This is a genomic window from Micromonospora ureilytica, from assembly GCF_015751765.1.
In the GTDB taxonomy this organism is placed as follows: domain Bacteria; phylum Actinomycetota; class Actinomycetes; order Mycobacteriales; family Micromonosporaceae; genus Micromonospora; species Micromonospora ureilytica.
The window spans coordinates 4,607,991-4,627,448 of record NZ_JADOTX010000001.1 but is presented as its reverse complement, the minus strand read 5'-3'; the positions used below and the strand labels follow the sequence as shown (position 1 = coordinate 4,627,448).

Here is a 19,458-nt window from a genome sequence, read left to right as displayed (position 1 = left end):
CGTGCGACCCGGGGGTACGTTCGATGACATGGAACTTGTGCTCTGCCTCGCCGTTGTGCTGGTCGGCGCGCTGGGCGCCGCCGCGCTCGTCCGCGCCCAGGCCGGTGCCCGCCGTCGCACCGAGCTCGGCGACGCCCGTGCGGAGGCGCAGCGGTGGTACGAGCGCCTCGGCGGCCAGTTGATGAACCTGCACGGTGACGAACCAGCGGTACGCCAGGCGCTGGCCGACGCCGGTGAGCGGTACAACGCGGCGGGTTCCCAGCTGGAGCAGGCGTCCACGCCGCACCAGTTCGGGCTGGCCCGGGAGACCGCGCTGGAGGGCCTGGCGTACATCCGGGCGGCGCGTACGGCGCTGGGCATCGATCCGGGCCCCGAGGTGCCGACCCTGGCCGCCGCCCACGGCGTGGGGCAGCTCACCAAGGAGCGCGAGGTCGACGTTCAGGGGCAGACTTTCCGGGCCGGGCCGCAACCCGGCCGGGAAACGCCCTACTACTACCCCGGTGGGCGTTATCAGGGTCGACCGGTGCCCGCCGGCTGGTATTCGACGCCGTGGTGGAAGACGGCGTTGGGTGCCGGCGCCGGTGTGCTCGGCGGCATCCTGATCGCCGACGCGCTCTTCTCGCCCGCCTTCGCCGACCCCGGGTACGGCTACGACGCCGGCTACCAGGAGGGCTTCGGTGACGGTGTCGACCAGGGCGGCGACGGTGGCGACGGCGGCGACCAGGGTGGCGACTTCGGCGGCGGTGACCAGGGTGGGGACTTCGGCGGCGGCGACTACGCCGGTGGGGACTTCGGTGGTGGCGGCTTCGGCGGCGGCGACTTCGGTGGTGGGGATTTCGGCGGCGGCGACTTCTGACAGCCGTTCGCAGGCATACGGAACGGGCCCCGGTCGCAGTGACCGGGGCCCGTTTCCGTACCTGATGATCAGCCGGTGTTGCGCATCCCGGCGGCGATGCCGTTCACGGTGGTGAGCAGCGCGCGCTCCAGGGCCGTGCCGTCGCTCGGCGCGCGTCGGCCGCCCGGTGCGGTGGCGATCGCCCGCCCGGCGGCGCCCGACTCCCGGTACTGCCGCAGCAGCGCCACCTGGAGATGGTGCAGCGGCTCCAGGTAGGTGTCGCGGACGGCCAGGGTGCGCTGGAGCACCGGCGAGTTCTCCAGCAGGGCCGGTGAGGCGGTGACCGCCAGCACCTCCCGCTTGGTCAGCTCGTACTCCTGCTCGATCTGCTCGAAGATCGGGTGCAGCTTCTTCGGCACCAGGGTCTCGACGTACCGGCGGGCGATGCTCAGGTCCGTCTTGGTCAGCATCATCTCGACGTTCGACAGGAACGTGCGGAAGAAGTGCCAGTTGCGGTGCATCTCGGCCAGCACGTCCGCCAGCCCGGCCTCGCGGGCGGCGGCCAGCCCGGAGCCGACGCCGAACCAGCCCGGCACGATCTGCCGGGTCTGCGTCCAGCCGAACACCCACGGGATGGCCCGCAGCCCGGACAGCCCGGCGCCGGTGTTCGGGCGCTTCGCCGGCCGGGAGCCGATGTTCAGCGCGCCGAGCAGTTCGGTGGGGGTGGACGCCCAGAAGTACGCCGGCAGGTCCGGGTCCTCGACGAGCGACCGGTAGGACCGGAACGCCGACTCGGAGACCACGTCCATCGTCGCGTCCCAGCGTTCCAACATCTCGGCCGGCTGCCGGGGAGCGGTGTGCAGCAGGGTCGCCTGGAGCACCGCGGCGAGGGTGAGCTCCAGGTTCTCCCGGGCCAGCGAGGGCAGGGTGTACTTGTCGGAGATCACCTCGCCCTGCTCGGTCACCTTGATCGCGCCGTCCATGGTGCCGTACGGCTGCGCCAGGATCGCCTCGTGCGTCGGCCCGCCGCCACGCCCGACCGTGCCGCCTCGGCCGTGGAACAGCCGCAGGTGCACGCCGTGCCGGGCGGCCACGTCGCGCAGCGCGCGCTGCGCCCGGTGGATCGACCACTGGCTGGTGGTGATCCCGGCCTCCTTGTTCGAGTCGGAGTAGCCGAGCATGACCTCCTGCACGTCGCCGCGGGCGGTCACCAGCGCGCGGTACGCGGGCAGCGACAGCAGCTCGTCGAGGAGTTCGCCGCCGGAGTTCAGCTCGGCCGGGGTCTCCAGCAGCGGCACGAACCCGATCCGGGCCCGCCCGCTGTGCACGTCCACCAGGCCGGCCTCACGGGCCAGCACCACGGCGGCCAGCACGTCGTCGACACCCAGGGTCATCGAGATGATGTACGACTCGATCACCTCGGCGCCGAACCGGTCCTGTGCCTCCCGGATGGTCCCGAACACGTCGAACGTCTTGCGGGCCGGCTCGGACAGCGCCGTGTCCACTGTCGACAGAGGGCGGCGGCCGGTCAGCTCGTCGGCGAGCAGCTTGGTGCGTTCCAGCCGGGTCAGTGCCGGGTAGTCGGAGACCTCGCCGACCGCCTCGTAGAGCTGCGCGAGCACCGCGTGGTGCGCCTCGGCGTGCTCCCGGACGTCCATGGTGGCCAGGTGCAGGCCGAACGCGGAGACCGTACGGATGGTGGAGGCCAGCCGGCCGACCGCGGTGAGCTGCCCGGAGTTGCGGGCCAGCGAGGCGCGCAGCAGGTCCAGGTCGGCGATCAGCTCGGCGGAGCCCTGGTAGTCCCGGCCGGGCACGTGCGCGGTGCCCTGACGCAACCTCAGCCGGCTGTTGGCGAGCTTCGCCTTCACGCAGCGCGCCTTGAGCCGGTACGGCTCCTCCGCGTTGACCCGGCGGAAGCGCTGGGCCACCTCGGGCAGGGCGTCCAGGTCGGCGGCGAGGCTGGCGGAGAGGTCCAGGGACACCCCGCGCAGTCGGCGGGACACCGAGACCTCGTTGATCAGGTGGTCCATCGCCTTCTCGGTGGCCGCGATGCCGTGCTCGTGCTGGATGGTCAGCACCTCGCGGGTGACCGCGGGGGTGACGAACGGGTTGCCGTCGCGGTCGCCGCCGATCCAGGTGCCGAAGCTCAACGGCCGGGCCGTCGGCGAGGTCTCCACGCCGAGCGTGCGCAACGTGTCGGCCAGGTCGTCGAGCACCTGCGGGGCGGCCTCCGCGTACAGGTCGCGCAGGTAGTAGATCGCGTTGCGGGCCTCGTCGGTCGGGTCCGGCCGGTCGAGCCGCAGCTCGTCGGTCTGCCACATCAGGTCCAGCAACTCGGCCAGCCGACGGTTGGCCGGGCCCTCGTCGCTCGCCCCGTAGAGGATCGCGTTGGCGGTCTCGGTGTCCAACTCGTCGGCGATCGCCCGCAACTTGGACAGGATCGAGCGGCGGGCCGCCTCGGTCGGGTGGGCGGTGAAGACCGGTCGCACCGCCAGCCGGCGAGCCGCGTTGGCGATCTCCTCGGCCGGCACCCCGCGCTCGGCGATCATCTTGGCGGCCTGGTCCAGCCAGCCGCCCTGCACCGCGCGGCGGCGGCGCAGATCCCGCGCACGGTGCACCTGCTCGGTGATGTTGGCCAGGTGGAAGTAGGTGGAGAAGGCGCGGGCCAGCTTGGTGCCGGTGGTCACGTCGAGCCCGCCGAGGCGCTGGGCGGCCGCCGGGGCGTCGGAGCGGACCTGGGCGCGAATCTCCTCGACGAGGTCGAGAAGCGGGCGACCCTCCTGGCGGGCCAGGGTCTGGCCGAGCAGGGTGCCGAGTCGGCGAATGTCGGCGCGCAGTGCGGCGTCCGGGCCGTCATGGTCGTGCTGGTCGGTCACGATGCGCTCCCTCACGTGGATACGAAGGACAGCGCTGTCCGACTTACTGGATGGTATCCGCGCGCAGGGGTCGTCCGGAGGGCCCCCTGGTGATCCACTGCCTCCGGGAGCGTGTTTTCGGGGGTGATCTCAGCCACCGTGGCGGCCCGGCGAGGGGCCGGAGGTGGTGGCCCGGCGACCGCGGACCAGGCTCGCGCCGACCAACCCGAGCCCGCCGAGCACCGCCCAGATCGCCAGGGCGCAAGCCGGCCAGCCGGCCGACCGCCAGTCGAAGTACACAGCGGCCTTGGTCAGGTCGTTGGCGAGCCCGGGGATGTTCCACCTGTGCATGCCGCGCAGCACCCCGGGCAGGAACTCGGGCGCGTAGATGCCGCCGGAGCCCGGGTTGCCGAGCACCACCAGCAGCAGGATGACGAGCGCGGTGCCCGCGACGCCGAGCCAACCCTGGATGGCGCTGGCGACCATCGCGGCGGCGAAGACGGCAAGCGCGCCGATGGCGGCGATCGTCGGTACGTCGTGGTGCCAGATGTCCAGGACGGGTCCGACCACTACCGCGCCGGCGATGCCGAGCAGCACGCTGTAGACAGCCAGGGCGGCGATGCGCAGTCCGGCCCGTCGCGCCGTACGGGGGGTGGTGCCGGCGGAGATCCCGAGCACTGTCGAGGCGAGGTAGCCGCCGAGCACGTACCCGACGTTCAGGTAGAAGGGCACCACCCCGCGCGGGTCGGCCGAGGGGACCGGCACCTTGTCGACGATCTGTAGCGGGGTGCCGGTGCGGCTGGTGGCGGTGCCGAGGACCTCCTTGATCGCGCTGGTGGCGGAGGGGCCGGAGGCGCTCGCCACGGTGAGGAGCAGACCGTTGTCGGGTCCGGTGCTGAGCACGGCGTACACCGCGCGGCTGAGCAGCCCGTGCTCGGCGGCGCCCGGGTCGTCGTACTCGATGGGTTTGAGGATGTTGGTCTGGCCGCGCACGGCGTCGAGCGTCGCCCGGGCGCGTTGGTCGCCGGAGACGACGCCGATCGGCACGTCGCGGGGTGTGGGCTGGTGCAACGCGCCGACGTAGGCCGCGATGAACGCCGTGGCCAGCACGAGGGTGCCGAGGAGCAGTCCGATGCTGCGCGGCGCCCAGTCGCGAGCTGTGCGGTGCGATTCCTTGTCCACGTTGTCAGCCTATGGTCCGTTTTGCGGACCGCAGGGTGGAACCAGTTGGCCGCGCGTCCCCACGGTGCGGCAGAGACTGGCCGCCGGCCGTGCGTCGATGGCCTCGCGGGTGGCGTCAGGGGTTGACGACGGCGAAGGCGCGGACCGGGAAGGTGCCCATGCCGGCCACCATCGGCGGGGCAGCGGTGAACCGGAACCCGCTCGGCGGCAACGCGTCCAGGCCGGTCAGGTGCTCCACGATCGGGATGCCGGCGGCGAGCAGCGTGCTGTGCGCGGGGCGTACGCCGGCGGCCGCCGGGCTCATGTCGTCGATGTTGATCGAGTCGATGCCGACCACTGCCGCCCCCGCGTCGACGAGCGCCTGGGCGGCGTCCCCGGTCAGGTACGGCGCTTCCGGAGCGCCGTACCGTTCGGTGCCGAAGTGCGCATCCCACCCGGTGTGCAGCAGCACCGCCCGGCCGGCCACCTCGTACGGGGCCAGCATCAGCCGGTCCACCGCGCGGATGCCGGCCGGCACCCTGACCACCACCCCCGGTAGGTCGGCGAGACGGTCCAGTGACATCCCGGTCAGGTCGTCCCGGCCGGCCCAGCGGTGGGCGGGCGTGTCCAGGTACGTGCCGGTGTTGGCGATCATGTCGATTCGGGCCACGTGGAACTCGGTGCCCGGGGCGTACCGCTCGCGGGATGCCGCGAAGGTCAGCCACTCGGTGATCCGGGGCCCCGGCCAACCCGGCAGGCTGGTCATCCCATCGTTGATCACGTGGCTCAGCTCGACCAGCCGCCGATCGGCGCCGGAGCCGTCGACCGCGACACCCCGACCGCCCTTGTGTGGCTCCGCGATGATCGTCTTGGCGCTGATCCGTACGTCGGCGACCATCAGCAGCCCGAGGTGCCGGACGAACAACGCCGCGAGGTCGTCGTCGGTGATCTCCCGACCGGGGATGTCCAGCCGGAACCCCTCGGTACGCAGCCCGCCGCCGTTGGCGAAGCTCACCTCCGCGTCGAACTGTGCCCGCCACTGCTCACCCATGCCGAAACCCGACCACGCCCGCCGTCAGTCGGTCAAGATCCCCCGCACTCCCGGCTGGTGGCGTCGGGCTCGGTCCCAAGATCGCGCAATATCCAGGATCCAGTGGCATCGGTGCGGCGATGAGACCACTACATCCTGGTTCGAGCGCGATCTTGGCGCGCGGTGCGACGCGACGCGGCGTGGCGCGGACCTCGGCGGAAGGGGGTGGCTGTCGGTCGACGGGGCTAGGCTTGTTGTCGTGCACCCCCCGTCCGGCTGGACGAGGGGCCGCCGTCGTGTGCGTCGACTCCCCGAAAGGTTTCCCTTGCTCACCGGTCTGTTCACCGCCGCCCTGGCCGACCCCGGGCTGACCCGGGCGCGTGACCTGGCGCGCTCCGGTGCCGCCCAGGTCGACGGCCTCGACATCACCGCCCCGGCGGCGCTGCGCCCGTTCGCCGTCGCGGCGGTCGCCGCGGACAACGACGGGGCCGGGCGACCGGTCCTGGCGGTGACCGCCACCACCCGGGAGGCCGACGACCTGGCCGCCGCGCTGGGCGGGTTGCTGCCGGCCGAGCAGGTTGTGGTCTTCCCCTCCTGGGAGACGCTGCCGCACGAGCGGCTGTCCCCACGCTCGGACACGGTTGGCCGGCGGCTGGCCGTGCTGCGTCGCCTGGCGCACCCGGAGGCGACCGACGCGCACGGCGGCACCGGGCCACTGCGGGTGGTCGTGGCCCCGGTCCGTTCGCTGCTTCAACCGCAGCTGAAGGGGCTCGGCGATCTGGAGCCGGTGCAGCTCGCCGCCGGCGAGGAGGCCGACCTGGAAGAGGTCGCCCACCGCCTGGTCGACATGGCGTACGCCCGGGTCGACCTGGTCACCAAGCGCGGCGAGTTCGCGGTGCGCGGCGGCATCCTGGACGTCTTCCCGCCCACCGACGAGCACCCGTCCCGGGTCGAGTTCTGGGGCGACGAGGTGGAGGAGATCCGCACCTTCGCCGTCGCCGACCAGCGGACCATCGAGCAGGTTCCGCTGCTCTGGGCGCCGCCGTGTCGGGAGTTGCTGCTCACCCCGTCGGTCCGTGACCGGGCCGCCGCGCTCGCCGAGCAGCACCCCGAGCTGGGCGAAATCCTCGACAAGCTGGCCGAGGGCATCCCGGTGGAGGGGATGGAGTCGCTGGCCCCGGTGCTGGTCGGCCCCGACTCGTTGGAGCTGCTGCTGGACGCCATGCCGGCCGGCACCCACGTCCTGCTCTGCGACCCGGAGCGGATCCGCACGAGGGCGCACGACCTGGTGCGTACCTCGGAGGAGTTCTTGCAGGCCAGCTGGGCCGCCGCCGCAGTCGGCGGCCAGGCCCCGGTGGACGTCGGCGCCGCCGCCTTCCGCACCCTCGGCGAGGTGCGCGCCGCCGCGGGCAAGCTCGGCCAGCCGTGGTGGACGCTGTCCCCGTTCGGGCTTGTAGAGGGGGAGACGGCCGAGGCGCGGCAGCCCTGGGAGGACGCGCCCGAGCAGGCCGCCGTCACTCCGGACGACGCCATCGCGGTGACCCTGTCCGCCCAGCCGGCGCCGCTCTATCACGGCGACACCTCGCGGGTCGTCGAGGACCTCAAGCGCTGGGCCGGCGAGGGCTGGTCGATCGCGTTGGTCTTCGAGGGGCACGGTCCCGCCCAGCGGGCGGTGGAGGTGCTGCGCGACGCCGGCCTGGGCGCCCGGTTGACCGAGGAGGTGCCGACCGCGCCCGTCCCCGGCGAGCTGGTGGTCACCTGTGGCGCGCTGAGCAGCGGGTTCGTCGACGAGGCGTCCCGTTTCGTGCTGCTCACCGGCAATGACGTGACAGGTGGTCGGGGCACCTCGACGCGGGACATGCGCAAGATGCCGAGCCGGCGGCGCAACACGATCGACCCGCTGGAGTTGAAGGCCGGCGACCACGTGGTGCACGAGCAGCACGGCATCGGCCGCTACGTCGAGTTGGTGCAGCGCACAGTCAACGGCGCCAGCCGGGAATACCTGGTCATCGAGTACGCGGCCAGCAAGCGGGGCCAGCCCGGCGACCGGTTGTTCGTCCCGACCGACCAGCTCGACCAGCTCTCCCGCTACGTGGGCGGCGAGCAGCCGACCCTGCACAAGATGGGCGGCTCGGACTGGCAGAAGTCCAAGGCCCGGGCCCGCAAGGCGGTCCGGGAGATCGCCGCGCAGCTCATCCAGCTCTACGCCGCGCGCAAGGCGTCGAAGGGGCACTCGTTCGGCCCGGACACCCCGTGGCAGCGTGAGCTGGAGGACGCCTTCCCCTGGCAGGAGACGCCGGATCAGCTCGCCGCGATCGACGAGGTCAAGCGGGACATGGAGCAGACCGTCCCGATGGACCGGCTGATCTGCGGTGATGTCGGCTACGGCAAGACCGAGATCGCGGTTCGGGCGGCGTTCAAGGCGGTACAGGACGGTAAGCAGGTGGCGGTGCTGGTGCCGACCACCCTGCTGGTGCAGCAGCACTACAACACGTTCGCCGAGCGGATGAGCCAGTTCCCGGTGCAGATCCGGCAGCTGTCGCGGTTCCAGACGGCGAAGGAGACCGAGCGGACGCTGGAGATGGTCGCCGACGGCACCGTCGACATCGTCATCGGCACCCATCGGCTGTTGCAGACGGCGACCCGGTTCAAGCAGCTGGGTCTGGTGGTCGTCGACGAGGAGCAGCGCTTCGGTGTCGAGCACAAGGAGCACCTGAAGACGCTGCGCGCCTCGGTCGACGTGCTCAGCATGTCGGCCACCCCGATCCCGCGCACCCTGGAGATGGCGATCACCGGCATCCGGGAGATGTCCACCATCGCCACCCCGCCGGAGGAGCGGCACCCGGTGCTCACCTTCGTCGGCGCGCAGGACGACAGGCAGGTGGCCGCGTCCATCCACCGTGAGCTGCTCCGCGACGGGCAGGTCTTCTACCTGCACAACCGGGTCGAGTCGATCGACCGGGCGGCACGGCGGCTACGGGAGCTGGTGCCCGAGGCGCGGGTCGCGGTGGCGCACGGCCAGATGGGCGAGGACGCCCTGGAGAAGGTCATGGTCGGCTTCTGGGAGAAGGAGTTCGACGTCCTGGTCTGCACCACGATCGTCGAGTCGGGCATCGACATCCCGAACGCCAACACGCTGATCGTGGAGCGGGCCGACCTGCTCGGCCTGGCCCAGCTGCACCAGATCCGTGGCCGGGTCGGCCGGGGCCGGGAGCGGGCGTACGCCTACTTCCTCTACCCGCCGGAGAAGCCGCTCACCGAGCACGCCCACGAGCGGTTGGCGACCATCGCCCAGCACACCGAGTTGGGTGCGGGCATGTACGTGGCGATGAAGGACCTGGAGATCCGGGGCGCCGGCAACCTGCTCGGTGGCGAGCAGTCCGGGCACATCGAGGGCGTCGGCTTCGACCTGTACGTGCGGATGGTCGGCGAGGCGGTCTCCGCGTTCAAGGGTGAGCGGTCGGAGGAGGAGGCCGACGTCAAGATCGACCTGCCGGTCGACGCGCACCTGCCACACGACTACGTGAGCGTGGAGCGGCTGCGCCTGGAGATGTACCGCAAGCTCGCCGAGGCGCGCGACGAGGAGCGGTTGGGCGAGGTGATCGCCGAGATGACCGACAGGTACGGCGAGCCGCCGGCGCCGGTGCAGAACCTGGTGGAGGTTGCCCGGTTCCGCCTGCTGGCCCGCCGCTACGGCCTGAGCGACGTGTCCATGCAGGGCAAGCACGTGCGGTTCGGCCCGCTGCCCCTACCGGACTCGAAGCAGTTGCGGCTCAAGCGCTACCACCCGGATGCCGTCTACAAGCAGGCCACCGACCAGGTCAGTGTGCCCCGACCGGCCACCCGTCGGATCGGCGGCGAGCCGCTGCGTGATCAGGCGCTGCTCCAGTGGTGCGCGCAACTGCTCTCCGATGTGCTCGGTGCCCCCGCCCCACTGGCCGTCGCGGCGGGCTGAGGTGGGTCCGCGGTGCGGTGGGGGCCGTCACAGCCTGGGAGAGGGCATGAGAGAGTGACGGGTATGCGTGCTCGCCGTGTGATCGCCGCCGCCAGCGTCGCGGCCCTGGGTGTCCTCTCCCTCGCCGCCTGCGGCAAGTCCGCACCGAACGTCGCCGCGTATGTCGGTGACACCACCTATTCGGTGGACCGGGTCGACGCGATCTACGACGACGCGCAGGCGAAGTACGGCGACGCGGTCCGGCAGGAGGCTGGCCAGGCGGGGGCGACGCCGTCGGCGGAGCAGTTGCGCGCCGCGGTGACCCGTCAGGACGTGGTCAACCTGCTGGTCAGCATGGATCTCGGCAAGCGGGTCGCCGCGGCGAAGAACATCCAGGTGCCCGACGAGGTCACCCCGCAGCAGCTTGAGCAGAACCTGCGGCTGCCGGCGACCACCGAGTACGCCAAGCTCTGGGGTGAGTGGATCGACCTGCTCCAGGTGCTCAACCAGCAGCTCCCGCCGGCCGAGCTGAGCGACGATTCGCTGATGGCCGTCTACGACGCGCTGGCGAAGACCGGGGCGATCAAGGGCGGCATGTCAGTGGCCGACGTCCGTCAGGCGTTCGGTGACGGCGGCTTCGTCCGCAGCGCCACCGCCCTCAGCACCGCGCTGGAGGACGAGGCGAGCCGGATCGACGTCACGATCAACCCGCGCTACCGGGCGGTCGGCGTGCCGTCGGTGGTGAGCACCGGCCAGTCGCTGGTCTTCTACTCACTGCCGTACATCAACGAGGCCGGCCCGGTCACGGACATCTCCACCCCGGAGCCGCTGCCGTCGAGCGACGCCCCGAGTGGCGAGGGCCCAGCACCGGACGAGGGCACGGCCAGCTGAGCATGACGGCACGGATCGTCCTCCTGGTCACCTCACCCCGGCTGCCGGCCGGCCTGTTGACCTCCGCGGCCTGGGACGTCGTACGCCAGCACCCGGTGCTGACCGGCGCGGACAGCGAGTTGGTCATGGCCGTGCGCCAGGCGGGCGCCGAGGTCACTGTGGTGGACGGCCCGGCGACGCAGCCGTTGCTGGACGTGGTGGCGTCGCACGGCACTGTGGTGTGGCTGGCCGGCCCGGCGGGTGACGAGGCACTGGCCCGGGAGTTGGGTCTGCGGCTGGCCCGGCAGCCGGGGTTGGCCGAGATGGAGTTGATGTACGGCTCGTGGGATCCACCGGGTGCCCGGCTGCTCGACGCGGTGGCCGTGCTGGATCGACTGGCCTCTCCGGGTGGCGACCCGTGGAAGCGGGCGCAGACGCACCGCAGCCTCGCCGGTTACCTGCTGGAGGAGAGCTACGAGGCGTACGACGCGATCAGCGCCGACGACACCGACGCGCTGCGCGAGGAGTTGGGCGACGTCCTGTTGCAGGTGGTGCTGCACGCGCGGCTCGCCGAGGAGTTGCCCGAGGATGAGCGGTGGAGCATCGACGACGTGGCCGGTGGCCTGGTCGACAAGATGATCCGGCGTAATCCGCACGTCTTCGCCGGTGCCGAGGTGGGCACCCTGGAGGAGATCACCGAGAACTGGGAGCGGATCAAGCGCGCCGAGAAGGCACGCCAATCGGTGCTGGACGGGGTGGCCCTGAGCCAGCCCGCGCTGGCCCTGGCAACGCAGATCCTGGACCGCGCCGCCCGGGCCGGCATCAAGGTCCCACTTCCAGTACCAGAAGCCCAGGCGGACGCCGAAGCGAAACTGGGCGCCGACCTCTTGGCAGCGGTGGCCGCAGCCCACAAGGCAGGCATGGACCCCGAGTCAGCCCTCCGCCAAACCACCCTGTCCCAAGCCCAGTCGATCCGCGCCGCCGAACCCCCACCTCCCCGGTGATCATGAAGTTATTGCCCCGACACGCCGAGGTGGATGGCAATAACTTCATGATCGACGGAGTGGCCTCAACCCGGCCGTGGTGACGGTGGGCGGTCGGTAGGGTGGGCGGGTGGAAGCGTTTGGGGTGCTGGCTGAGCGGGTCGTCGAGGCATTGCTGGAGTCGCGGCCGGGGGTGGCCACGGCCGCCGGGGACCACCGGTTCGACGACCGGCTGCCGGACCTGTCCGCCGACGGGTTGACCGCCGATCGGGCGATGCTCTCCGACGCGGCCAACGCGCTGTCCGAACTGGACCCGGACTCGCTCGACGTCGAGGAGCAGGTCGACCACGCGCTGCTCACCTCATTCGTGGATCGGGAGCTGTTCGAGCTGACCGAGATCCGGTCGCACGAGTGGGATCCGCTGCGGCACAACCCCGGCCCGCTGCTGCACCCGCTGCTGGCCCGCCCGTACGCCCCCGCGGAGGTGCGGCTGACCCAACTGGCCGGCCGGCTCGCCGCCGTACCGGACGCCCTCGCCACCGCCCGCGCGACGCTGCGGGACATGCCGCGGATCCACGCGGAGACGGCGGTCGGGCAGTTCACCGGGACGGCCGCGCTGATCCGCGACGAGCTGCCGGCGCTGCTCGCCCAGGCGCCGAGCCACCTCGACCGGGTCGAGCCGGCGGCCACCGCAGCGATCGCCGCGCTGGACGAGTTCGTCGCCTGGCTGCGCGTCGGCCTGGCCGCCGACGCGGGCCCCGGCCGTGACCCGCGACTGGGCCGGCGCCGTTGGGAGGCCCGGCTCTGGCACACCCTCGACACCGAGCTGGGCGCCGCCGAGATCCAACGGCGCGCCTGGGCCAACCTGGACCGGATCACCGCGGAGATCCGCGAGGCGGCCGTCGAGCTGGTCGGCGGCCCGGCCGACGACGCGACGGTACGCCGGGCGCTGGACCTGCTCGCGGCCGAGCACCCGAACGACGCGACGATCGTCGAGCTGGCCGGGGTGACCCTGGACGAGGCGACCGACTTCGTCCGCGCACACGACCTGGTGAGCCTTGTCGACGACAGGTGCGTGATCCAGGAGATGCCGGAGTTCGCCAGGGGGGTCGCGGTGGCGTACTGCGACGCGCCCGGCCCGCTGGAGACCGCCGTCCTGCCGACCTTCTACTGCATCGCGCCCACCCCGTCGGACTGGTCGGCGCAGCGGGTCGAGTCGTTCTACCGCGAATACAACGACCATATGATCCGCAACCTGACGGTGCACGAGGCGATGCCGGGGCACTTCCTCCAGCTCGCCCACGCCCGCCGCTACGTCGGTGGCACGCGGGTTCGCGCGCTGGCCGAGTCCGGCCCGTTCATCGAGGGCTGGGCGGTCTACGCGGAGGAGGTGATGACGGGGCTCGGCTTCGGTGGTCTGCCGGTGCGGTTGCAGCAGCTCAAGATGCAACTACGGATGACCATCAACGCGCTGCTCGACCAGTTGGTGCACGCCGAGGACCTGCCCGAGGCCGAGGCGATGGCGTTGATGACCGGGCGCGGCTTCCAGGAGGAGGGGGAGGCGGCCGGCAAGTGGCGGCGCGCGCAACTCACCTCCACCCAGCTCTCCACCTACTTCGTCGGGTACAGCGAGGTGGCCGAGATCGCCGCTGCCCGCCCGGACGGGGTGTCGGTCCGCGACTGGCACGACGCGATGCTCGCCCACGACTGCCCGCCCCCGCGCCACCTGCGCACCCTGCTGGGTCTCTGAAGGTCGCAGTCGGGGCAGCGGCGGGCGGTCTCGCCGGGGCGGTCGGTCACGAACCGCCGGGGCGGCGGTCGACGACGCCGGCGCCGTCGGGCGGGTCGAAGGCCTTCTCGTCGACAGTCGCGGAGTAGTCGCTCAGTGCCAACTCCATCGGCTTGCCGTCGACCGGCCCGGTGAAGCTGCCGAGCACGCCCTCGGTGGTGACGCAGGCGGTGAAGTCGCCGGACGAGCTTTCCACCGCCACGCAGGCGGCGTGGTGCCCGGCGACCGTGGTGTCACTCTGCTTGATGACCGCCTGCGGGTCGAGCGCGGCGGCGGTGAGCAGCCCGACCACCACCGGCGGCGTGACGAGGCCCTGGCGGTTGGCCTCGCCGAACAGCGTCACAGTGGGCTTGCTGCCCGGGGTGGGCGGGGCGATCAGCGTGCACTCCGGGCGGGCGCCGGTCGTCGTGCAGCGTGTGATGGCGTCCGGGGTGACGGTGAGTTGCCCGCCCGGGTAGGTGTACGTGGATCGCGCCGGGTCCTGTGCCTGCACGATCGCGGCGCGCTGGCCGCCGGGCAGTTGGTAGTCGGCCGAGTAGGTCAACTCCAGTGCTCGATCGAGCCGGGCGGCGAGGTCGTTGACGAGTTCGGAGCGGCCCATGGCGACTCCGGCGTCCTCGAATGTCTGACAGCCGGTGACCGTGAGCGACGCGATGACCGACACGGCGAGCATGCGGAGGGTGGTCGAGGCGGCGGGCATGGCGACCAGCCTGGTGGATCTGGTCCGTGCAGCGCAAACCCGTTGCCGGTTGACGCCCGGAAATCCGGGAATGTCCGTCAGCGCGGGGGGACCCGGGTGCGCGGGCGACGCCGTGCCCGTTCGCGTCGCCCGATACGCTGCGTTCAACACCTGCCTCAGCCGCACCGTCGCGGCCCACCCACGGACCGGATCACAACAACGAGGAGCGACTTAGTGGCAACCATCGAGGGAATCGTCGCCCGGGAGATTCTCGACTCGCGGGGCAACCCGACGGTCGAGGTCGAGGTCGGTCTGGACGACGGCACGGTAGCCCGCGCCGCCGTGCCCTCCGGCGCCTCCACCGGCGCCTTCGAGGCGATCGAGCTGCGCGACGGTGACGACGACCGCTACCAGGGCAAGGGCGTGGAGAAGGCGGTCTCCAACGTCGAAGACAAGATCGTCGACCAGATCATCGGGTACGAGGCCAGCGAGCAGCGGCTGATCGACCAGAAGATGCTCGACATCGACGGCACCGACAGCAAGTCGGAGCTGGGCGCGAACGCCATCCTCGGGGTCTCCCTGGCGGTGGCGAAGGCCGCTGCCGGCAGCGCCGAGCTGAGCCTCTTCCGCTACCTGGGCGGCCCGAACGCGCACCTCCTGCCCGTGCCGATGATGAACATCCTCAACGGTGGCGCGCACGCCGACTCGAACGTCGACATCCAGGAATTCATGATCGCGCCGATCGGCGCGCCCACGTTCCGTGAGGCGCTGCGCTCGGGCGCGGAGGTCTACCACGCGCTGAAGTCGGTGCTGAAGAAGAAGGGCCTCTCCACCGGGCTCGGCGACGAGGGTGGCTTCGCGCCGAACCTGCCGACGAACGCGGCGGCCCTGGACCTGATCGCCGAGGCGGTCGAGAAGGCCGGTTACCGGCTCGGCACCGACATCGTGTTCGCGCTCGACGTGGCGGCCACCGAATTCTTCGACAACGGCAGCTACACCTTCGAGGGCGCTGCGAAGTCCGCCGAGGACATGAGCACCTACTACACGAAGCTCGCCGACGAGTACCCGATCGTGTCGATCGAAGACCCGCTGGCCGAGGACGACTGGAGCGGTTGGCAGACGCTGACCGCCTCGATCGGCGACCGGGTGCAGATCGTCGGTGACGACCTGTTCGTGACCAACCCGCAGCGCATCGCCCGTGGCATCGCGGAGAAGTCGGCGAACGCGGTCCTGGTCAAGGTCAACCAGATCGGCTCGTTGACCGAGACCCTGGACGCGGTGGACCTGGCCCACCGGGCCGGCTTCAAGTGCATGATGAGCCACCGCTCCGGCGAGACCGAGGACACCACCATCGCCGACCTGGCGGTGGCCACCGGCTGCGGCCAGATCAAGACCGGCGCGCCGGCCCGCTCGGACCGCGTCGCCAAGTACAACCAGCTGCTCCGGATCGAGGAGGAGCTGGCCGACGCGGCGCGCTACGCCGGCGCTGGCGCGTTCCCGCGCTACCGTTCGGCCTGAGACGCACGAAGCCTCGGGGGAGGGGTGTGACGATGCAGCAGCGCCGCACACCGGGTGGTCAGCGTCCCGCTCGTCGGCCGGGTCAGTCCGGTCGGCCGGGCGGCGGGCGCGCCACTCGGGGATCGGTCCGGGAGGCCGGTGTACGCGCCGAGCCACGCGCCGCCGGTCGCGCGCCGGGTGCTGCCCGGGGCGCCGAAGGTGTGCGTTCCGCCAATCGTCCGGCCGCCGCTCGGCGTACCGCCGCCGGTGGCGCCGTGAAGCGGCTCGCCGCACCCCACCCCCGTCGCTTCACCGGCCGGGCCACCGTGCTGTTCGCGGTCCTGATCGCGCTCGCGCTGGCCTACACCTACCCGGTCCGGGTCTACCTGGACCAGCAGGCCAACATCGAGCGGATGGAGGCCGCCCAGGCGGTGCAGGAGCGGGAGATCGCGAAGCTCGCCGAGAGGGCCGCGAAGTGGCAGGACAAGGCGTTCATCGAGACGCAGGCTCGGGAACGGTTCTTCATGGGCCGCCCGGGCGAGAAGATGATGGTGGTGCTGCACGACCCGGAGGGCGCCGCCCGGGACGCTGGGAAGTCGGCCGGTTCGGCCGCCCCGCCCGGGCCGGCGACCTGGTACGACACGCTCTGGTCGAGCGTGCAGGCGGCGGACAACCAGCAGCCGGGCAAGTGAGCCACCGACCAGCACACCAGGAGAGATGGGCACCGTGACTGTCGTACCACCGTCGGAGCCGGCGGCGGACTCCGTTCCCCTGCCGCAGCGGGAGCCAGCCACCGAAGCCGATCTGGCGGCGGTGGCCGCGCAGCTCGGCCGCACGCCCCGGGGCACCCGGGCGGTTGCCCACCGTTGCCCGTGCGGCCTGCCGGACGTGGTGGAGACGACCCCCCGCCTCGCCGACGGCACCCCGTTCCCGACCCTCTACTACCTGACCTGCCCCCGGGCCACCGCGGCGTGCAGCCGACTGGAGTCGGCGGGGCTGATGAAGGAAATGGCGGACCGGCTGACGACGGACCCGGAGTTGGCCGCTAACTACCGTGCGGCGCACGAGGACTACCTCACCCGCCGGGAGGCGGTCGGCGAGGTCCCGGAGATCGCCGGCATCTCGGCCGGCGGGATGCCGGGCCGGGTGAAGTGCCTGCACGTGCACCTGGGTCATGCGCTGGGCGCCGGCCCCGGCGTGAACCCGTTCGGCGACGAGACGTTGGAGCTGGTCGAGCCCTGGTGGTCGGCGGGGCCCTGCGTGGACGTGCCGGCGGGCGAGTGAACGCCCAGACCGGGTCCGAGGCGCCCGAGAGTCAGATCCTCGTACGGCGGGCCCGCACCGGGGATGTGCGGGGCATCCGGCGACTCGTCGACACCTACACCGACGACCGGAGGCTGTTGAGCAAGGCCACCGTCACCCTCTTCGAGGACGTGCAGGAGTTCCGGGTCGCGGTCCGGGCCGAGGACGACGTGGTGGTGGGCTGCGGCGCGCTGCACGTCATGTGGGAGGACCTGGCCGAGATCCGCACGGTGGCAGTGGACCCGTCCTGCCGGGGCCGTCGGATCGGTCACCAACTGGTCGGCGAGCTGATCGACGCGGCCCGGGAGTTGGGTGTGGCGCGGATCTTCGTGCTCACCTTCGAGACCAGGTTCTTCGGCTCGTTCGGCTTCCGCGAGATCGACGGCGCTCCGGTGCCGCAGCCCGTCTACGAGCAGCTGCTGCGCTCGTACGACGAGGGTGTCGCGGAGTTCCTGGACCTGGAGCGGGTCAAGCCGAACACGCTTGGCAACACCCGGATGCTGCTGCGGCTCTGATCAGCCCTTGCGGGGGTGGGCGGCGAAGAACTCCCACATCAGGTCGGTGGCGGACAATCCCGCGGAGGACGCGGCGAGTTGACCCGTTGTCGCTCCCGGCCAGCTGTGGCCCATGTCGGCGAGCGTGTAGACGCTGACCTCGCTGCCGTCGGCGCAGCCCGCCACCGTGTGCGTCACACCCGGCACCCCGGACGCCTTCGGGCTCGGGCGGCAGTTGAGCCGCTGCTGCCAGGTCCGCATTCCGTCCTGGAAGGTCGAGGCGTACCGGTCCTGGCCGCCGATGAAGGTGATCACGGAGACCGGGCTCTTCGGCACGTAGCTGTCGGGGGTGGTCAAATGTCCGCTGTAACCACCGCTGACCACCCCGATCGCGGCGAACGTGCCAGTGCTCTCCACCGCCGCCCGGAAGCTCATGTCGCCGCCGTTCGAGATGCCGGTGAGGAACACCCGGTTCGGGTCCGCGTGCCAGGTCTGCACCAGATGGTCGGTGAGGGCGTTGAGGAAGCCGACGTCGTCCGCCTTGCCGCAGCAGATCAGCGCGTTGAAACCGCCGCCCTGCCCGTCGGGGTAGGCCACCAGCGTGTTGTCCTTGTCGGCCTTGGCGTCCAGGCCCGCCAACTCCCACATCGAGGTTCCGCTGCCGGGATAGAAGTGCAGCGCGAGCACCAGCGCGGAGGGCCTGCCCGGGTCGTACCCCGGTGGCGCGTGCAGCAGGTAGGTGCGGTCGAGCCCGTTGTGTCGCAGGGTGAGCTGGTGGTCGCCCGCCGCCGGTCGTTCGCTCGACGCGGACGGTGTGGCTGGCGGGGCCGACGAGGGCTGCCCCCGCTCACCACAGGCCGCGGCCACGACGATGAGGCAGAGCCCCGTTAACACTGCCACCGTTTGCCGCACGCCGGCCACCCCCCGTCGACCCCTGGGTCCACACTGGAGATCATCCGGCGGCGAATCAACCCTTTCGGTCCTGGGCGAAGGCAGGCAGGCTGTTGCCATGCTTCGCCTCCAACTCGGGTCGGCCGACCTGTGTCGGGTGCGGTTCGCCGATCGGTTGCACCCGGTCGGGATCGCGCTGCTGGCCGGTCAGTGGCTGCGCGATCCCACGGTCGCGGCGATGGCACCGACCCTGGCCGAGCGGGCGGTGGCGGCCGAGGGCACGGCTGCCGCCCAGGCCGCCACCGCGATCCTGCGGCACCTGCTGCCCGACCGGGGGCGTCTGCCGGACTTCGTCACGCCCTTCGCCGGCCTGGAGTCGGTGGAGGCCGGTCTGGAGGCGATTCGGGCCACCCCGGCACGGCGGGTCCGCGCCGAGGTCACCATGGCGTACGCGGACACGCCGGCCAGCCTGCTGCGGCGGCGCTTCGCGGCGGCCGACCCGGAGGTGCTGGACCTGTTCGGCGGGGCCGTGCAGACCTGGTTCGACACGGTGCTCGAACCGCACTGGGCCGAGCTGCTGTCCGCGTACCGTCAGCAGGTGACGTCTGCCAGCCAGCGGCTGGCGCGGCACGGCCTGGCCGCCCTCTTCGCGGGTCTGCACCCGGGGATCCGGTGGCGGGAGCCGGTGCTGGAGATACGGACGTGGTGGGACGGTGATCTCCCCGGCACCGGTCACGGGGTCATCCTGTTGCCCTCACCGTTGGCCGGGCCGCGCCCCCGGGTGCTGGTCGAGCAGGGTTATCCGATCCTGCTCGTCTACCCGGTGGTGATGCCCGCCCGCGACGCCCCCGCCGACGACGATGCCCTCGGTCGGCTGCTCGGCGTCACCCGGGCGTTGGTGCTGCGCCGACTGGCGGCCGACGGCGGGTTGACCACCACCCTGTTGTCCCGGGCCTCCGGGGTCAGTCTCTCCTCGGCCTCCGAGCACGCCACCGCCCTGCGGGCCGCCGGTCTGGTGGCCAGCGAACGGGAGGGCGGGGCCGTCCGACATCACCTGACCGTGCTCGGCGCGGAGCTGTTGGGTGCCGGTCGTCCTGTTGAGCGTGATGCCCCTGAGTCATTTTGATGCCTGGTAGTC

15 protein-coding genes are annotated in these 19,458 nt (G+C 71.8%); 10 read left to right on the top strand and 5 right to left on the bottom strand.

Annotation, left to right across the window (positions count from 1 at the left end; translation table 11 throughout):
• Window positions 1-28 precede the first annotated feature (28 nt).
• Entirely contained in the window at window positions 29-856 is an 828-nt protein-coding gene (locus IW248_RS20890) for a hypothetical protein (RefSeq protein ID WP_196928347.1), read from the top strand.
• 68 nt (window positions 857-924) lie between these two features.
• Here IW248_RS20890 and ppc read toward each other — a convergent pair whose 3' ends face one another.
• The 3 genes from ppc to IW248_RS20875 all read right to left on the bottom strand — a co-directional run bounded on the left by ppc (window position 925) and on the right by IW248_RS20875 (window position 5,902).
• On the bottom strand, window positions 925-3,711 hold the full coding sequence (ppc, locus tag IW248_RS20885; protein ID WP_196928346.1) for a phosphoenolpyruvate carboxylase: 2,787 nt from the start codon (window positions 3,709-3,711) through the stop codon (window positions 925-927).
• 129 nt (window positions 3,712-3,840) lie between these two features.
• A complete protein-coding gene (locus tag IW248_RS20880; RefSeq protein WP_196928345.1) occupies window positions 3,841-4,872 on the bottom strand; it encodes a hypothetical protein in 1,032 nt (343 codons plus the stop codon).
• Between the two features lie 115 nt (window positions 4,873-4,987).
• A complete protein-coding gene (locus IW248_RS20875; RefSeq protein ID WP_196928344.1) occupies window positions 4,988-5,902 on the bottom strand; it encodes a cyclase family protein in 915 nt (304 codons plus the stop codon).
• 304 nt (window positions 5,903-6,206) lie between these two features.
• Here IW248_RS20875 and mfd point away from each other — a divergent pair, with 304 nt between their 5' ends.
• The 4 genes from mfd to IW248_RS20855 all read left to right on the top strand — a co-directional run bounded on the left by mfd (window position 6,207) and on the right by IW248_RS20855 (window position 13,418).
• On the top strand, window positions 6,207-9,836 hold the full coding sequence (mfd, locus tag IW248_RS20870) for a transcription-repair coupling factor (RefSeq protein WP_196928343.1): 3,630 nt from the start codon (window positions 6,207-6,209) through the stop codon (window positions 9,834-9,836).
• Between the two features lie 63 nt (window positions 9,837-9,899).
• Window positions 9,900-10,706, top strand: coding sequence for a SurA N-terminal domain-containing protein (locus IW248_RS20865; protein WP_196928342.1), 807 nt, complete (start codon window positions 9,900-9,902; stop codon window positions 10,704-10,706).
• Between the two features lie 2 nt (window positions 10,707-10,708).
• The gene (locus IW248_RS20860) at window positions 10,709-11,689 is read left to right on the top strand and encodes a nucleoside triphosphate pyrophosphohydrolase (protein WP_196928341.1); all 981 of its coding nucleotides are present in this window, start codon (window positions 10,709-10,711) and stop codon (window positions 11,687-11,689) included.
• Between the two features lie 109 nt (window positions 11,690-11,798).
• On the top strand, window positions 11,799-13,418 hold the full coding sequence (locus IW248_RS20855; RefSeq protein WP_196928340.1) for a DUF885 domain-containing protein: 1,620 nt from the start codon (window positions 11,799-11,801) through the stop codon (window positions 13,416-13,418).
• Window positions 13,419-13,464: 46 nt separating this feature from the next.
• On the opposite strand, the gene IW248_RS20850 is transcribed toward IW248_RS20855, so the two are convergent.
• Window positions 13,465-14,157 (bottom strand): hypothetical protein, encoded by a 693-nt coding sequence (locus tag IW248_RS20850; RefSeq protein WP_196928339.1) that lies wholly within the window; start codon window positions 14,155-14,157, stop codon window positions 13,465-13,467.
• Window positions 14,158-14,370: 213 nt separating this feature from the next.
• Between IW248_RS20850 and eno the strand changes: the two genes are divergently transcribed.
• Genes eno through IW248_RS20830 form a run of 4 tightly spaced genes read left to right on the top strand, consistent with a single transcriptional unit; the run spans window position 14,371 to window position 17,450 of the window.
• Complete coding sequence (eno, locus tag IW248_RS20845; protein ID WP_196928338.1) at window positions 14,371-15,654, top strand: phosphopyruvate hydratase; 1,284 nt, start codon at window positions 14,371-14,373, stop codon at window positions 15,652-15,654.
• Between the two features lie 32 nt (window positions 15,655-15,686).
• Window positions 15,687-16,325 carry an FtsB family cell division protein gene (locus IW248_RS20840; RefSeq protein ID WP_196930293.1) on the top strand — a complete coding sequence of 213 codons (639 nt, stop codon included), beginning with the start codon at window positions 15,687-15,689 and terminating at the stop codon, window positions 16,323-16,325.
• A 34-nt stretch (window positions 16,326-16,359) separates the two neighbouring features.
• Entirely contained in the window at window positions 16,360-16,917 is a 558-nt protein-coding gene (locus IW248_RS20835; RefSeq protein WP_196928337.1) for a DUF501 domain-containing protein, read from the top strand.
• 35 nt (window positions 16,918-16,952) lie between these two features.
• Window positions 16,953-17,450 carry an amino-acid N-acetyltransferase gene (locus tag IW248_RS20830; RefSeq protein WP_196930292.1) on the top strand — a complete coding sequence of 166 codons (498 nt, stop codon included), beginning with the start codon at window positions 16,953-16,955 and terminating at the stop codon, window positions 17,448-17,450.
• Here the strand turns inward: IW248_RS20830 and IW248_RS20825 are convergent, their stop codons facing one another.
• Window positions 17,451-18,329 (bottom strand): CE1 family esterase, encoded by an 879-nt coding sequence (locus IW248_RS20825; protein WP_307788109.1) that lies wholly within the window; start codon window positions 18,327-18,329, stop codon window positions 17,451-17,453.
• A 109-nt stretch (window positions 18,330-18,438) separates the two neighbouring features.
• On the opposite strand from IW248_RS20825, the gene IW248_RS20820 reads away from it, so the two are divergent.
• Complete coding sequence (locus tag IW248_RS20820) at window positions 18,439-19,446, top strand: ArsR/SmtB family transcription factor (protein ID WP_196928335.1); 1,008 nt, start codon at window positions 18,439-18,441, stop codon at window positions 19,444-19,446.
• Window positions 19,447-19,458: the final 12 nt, after the last annotated feature.

What these genes read in the sequence shown, in the direction of transcription:
- IW248_RS20890 (WP_196928347.1), top strand. Translation starts at nt 29, where the DNA reads ATGGAACTTGTGCTCTGCCTCGCCGTTGTGCTGGTCGGCGCGCTGGGC.
- IW248_RS20875 (WP_196928344.1), bottom strand. Translation starts at nt 5,902, where the DNA reads ATGGGTGAGCAGTGGCGGGCACAGTTCGACGCGGAGGTGAGCTTCGCC.
- IW248_RS20865 (WP_196928342.1), top strand. Translation starts at nt 9,900, where the DNA reads ATGCGTGCTCGCCGTGTGATCGCCGCCGCCAGCGTCGCGGCCCTGGGT.
- IW248_RS20860 (WP_196928341.1), top strand. Translation starts at nt 10,709, where the DNA reads ATGACGGCACGGATCGTCCTCCTGGTCACCTCACCCCGGCTGCCGGCC.
- IW248_RS20850 (WP_196928339.1), bottom strand. Translation starts at nt 14,157, where the DNA reads ATGCCCGCCGCCTCGACCACCCTCCGCATGCTCGCCGTGTCGGTCATC.
- IW248_RS20840 (WP_196930293.1), top strand. Translation starts at nt 15,687, where the DNA reads ATGCAGCAGCGCCGCACACCGGGTGGTCAGCGTCCCGCTCGTCGGCCG.
- IW248_RS20820 (WP_196928335.1), top strand. Translation starts at nt 18,439, where the DNA reads ATGCTTCGCCTCCAACTCGGGTCGGCCGACCTGTGTCGGGTGCGGTTC.